This window comes from Mesorhizobium sp. M2A.F.Ca.ET.067.02.1.1 (assembly GCF_004023285.1).
Taxonomy (GTDB): domain Bacteria; phylum Pseudomonadota; class Alphaproteobacteria; order Rhizobiales; family Rhizobiaceae; genus Mesorhizobium.
In genome coordinates this window covers 1-2,143 of record NZ_RZSB01000910.1, presented here as the reverse complement: position 1 = coordinate 2,143, position 2,143 = coordinate 1, and the positions used below count along the sequence as shown (strand labels likewise).

Genomic DNA, 2,143 nt, shown 5'->3' with positions numbered 1-2,143 from the left:
GCGGCCAGCCGGCAGACGACACCGACAAGTCGGAGCCGGAAACGCCGCCCGCCAATGGCGGCATCACCAGCCCGCGCGCCGATCCGGACGCGCCGCCGCCGGCGGTCGTCTACGACCTCAACACGCTTCCTGAACCGGTCAAGCGCATGCATGGGCTGATCATCGAGGCCTGCCGTACCGGCGACATCGAGAAGCTGCGGCCGCTGATCGGCAAGGGCGATTCCATGACGCAATTGTCGCTGGGCGATATCGACGGCGACCCGATCACCTTTCTCAAGGGCCTCTCGGGCGACGGCGACGGCCAGGAGATCCTCGCCATCCTTGAAGAGGTGCTTTCGGCCGGCTATGTCCATGTCGACACCGGCACGCCGCAGGAACTCTATGTCTGGCCGTATTTCTTCGCGCTGCCGCTCGACAAGCTCGATGCCAGGCAACGCGTCGAATTGTTCAAGCTGGTCACGGCCAGCGATTATGACGACATGAAGCAGTTCGGCGCCTATATCTTCTACCGCGTCGGCATCACGCCGACAGGGCAGTGGCTGTTCTTTGTGGCCGGGGATTGAACCCCTTAGACCGGCAGCGCCTCGGAAAATTCCACCGCCCTGCCCTGGCCGGGTGTCGCGATCTCACCTTCCCACATGACGCGATTGCCGCGCAGGATGGTGCCGACCGGCCAGCCGGTGACCTCCCTGCCGTCATAGGGTGTCCAGCCGGCTTTGGAGCCGGCCTGGGCGTTGGTGATGGTCTCGCGCCGCTTCATGTCGACGACCGTGAAATCGGCATCGTAGCCGGCGGCGATGCGGCCCTTCCTGGCCATGCCGAAGATGCGCTGCGGGCCGTGGCTGGAAAGGTCGACGAAGCGCTGCAGCGTGAGCCGGCCGGCATTGACGTGGTCGAGCATGATCGGCACCAGCGTCTGCACGCCGGTCATACCGGACGGCGAGCCCGGATAGGTCTTCGCCTTCTCAGCCAGCGTGTGCGGCGCGTGGTCGGAGCCAAGAACATCGACGATCCCTTGATGAATGCCATGCCAGACGCCGTCACGGTGGCGGGCGGCGCGGACCGGCGGGTTCATCTGGATCAGCGTGCCAAGCCTGGCATAGTCGTCCGCCGTCAGCGTCAGATGATGCGGCGTCGCTTCGCAGGTCGCGACATCCTTGTGCTGCTCGAGGAAAACAATTTCTTCCGCGGTCGAGATGTGCAGCACATGGATGCGCGCGCGCGTCTGCCTGGCGATGCGCACCAGGCGCTCGGTGCAGCGCAGCGCCGCGATCTCGTCGCGCCAGACGGGATGCGACGACGGATCGCCCTCGACGCGCTCGCCGAGCCGCTCGCGCAGACGGAATTCGTCTTCCGAATGGAAGGCGGAGCGGCGGCGGGTGTTGCGCAGGATCGAGGCGACGCCTTCATCGTCCTCGACCAGAAGGTCGCCGGTGGACGAGCCCATGAACACTTTGATGCCGGCCGCTCCCGGCAACCGTTCCAGTTCGCCGACATCGCGAGCATTGTCGCGCGTGCCGCCGACCCAGAAGGCGAAATCGCAATGCATGCGGCCGGTGGCGCGGCGTACTTTGTCGGCCAGCGCCGCCTCGCTGGTGGTCAAAGGATTGGTGTTGGGCATTTCGAAGACGGCGGTGACGCCGCCCAGCACCGCCGCGCGGGAACCCGTCTCCAGGTCTTCCTTTTGTTCCAGCCCCGGTTCGCGGAAATGCACCTGGCTGTCGACGACGCCCGGCAGGATGTGCAGGCCGGTGCAGTCGATGGCCTCGCCGGCCGAAGCCTGGGCGAGATCGCCGATCCGCGCGATGCGTCCGCCCTTCACGCCGATGTCGCGGCGACCCTCCCCGTCATGGTTGACCACGGTGCCGCCTGTCAGGATGAGGTCGAAGGTGGTTGCCATGGGCAGGTCCAATCTCTTGCGGGGGGAGTGTGGCCGGCTTACGTAATGGCCGAACGTTTTGCAAGATCAGGCCGACTTTCCCTCATGCCCTTTACCCAGCTCAACGACCGCGCGCTCATTTCCGTGTCAGGCCCCGACGCCGAGCATTTCCTGCAGAACATCCTCACCACCAATCTCGATACGCTCCCGCACGGCGAGGCCAAACCCGGCGCGCTGCTTTCGCCGCAGGGCAAAATCCTGTTC

General features: G+C 65.6%; 2 protein-coding genes and 1 pseudogene. 2 read left to right on the top strand and 1 reads right to left on the bottom strand.

The features are described 5' to 3' along the window. On the top strand, positions 1-563 hold a 563-nt coding region (locus EOA28_RS33580), incomplete at its 5' end, for a hypothetical protein (RefSeq protein WP_128315736.1). Between the two features lie 5 nt (positions 564-568). Here EOA28_RS33580 and EOA28_RS33575 read toward each other — a convergent pair. Beyond that, complete coding sequence (locus EOA28_RS33575; RefSeq protein ID WP_127386408.1) at positions 569-1,900, bottom strand: dihydroorotase; 1,332 nt, start codon at positions 1,898-1,900, stop codon at positions 569-571. An 84-nt stretch (positions 1,901-1,984) separates the two neighbouring features. Here EOA28_RS33575 and EOA28_RS40645 point away from each other — a divergent pair. Continuing rightward, a pseudogene (locus EOA28_RS40645) lies at positions 1,985-2,143 on the top strand (folate-binding protein); the annotation flags it as partial.

What these genes read in the sequence shown, in the direction of transcription:
- EOA28_RS33575 (WP_127386408.1), bottom strand. Translation starts at nt 1,900, where the DNA reads ATGGCAACCACCTTCGACCTCATCCTGACAGGCGGCACCGTGGTCAAC.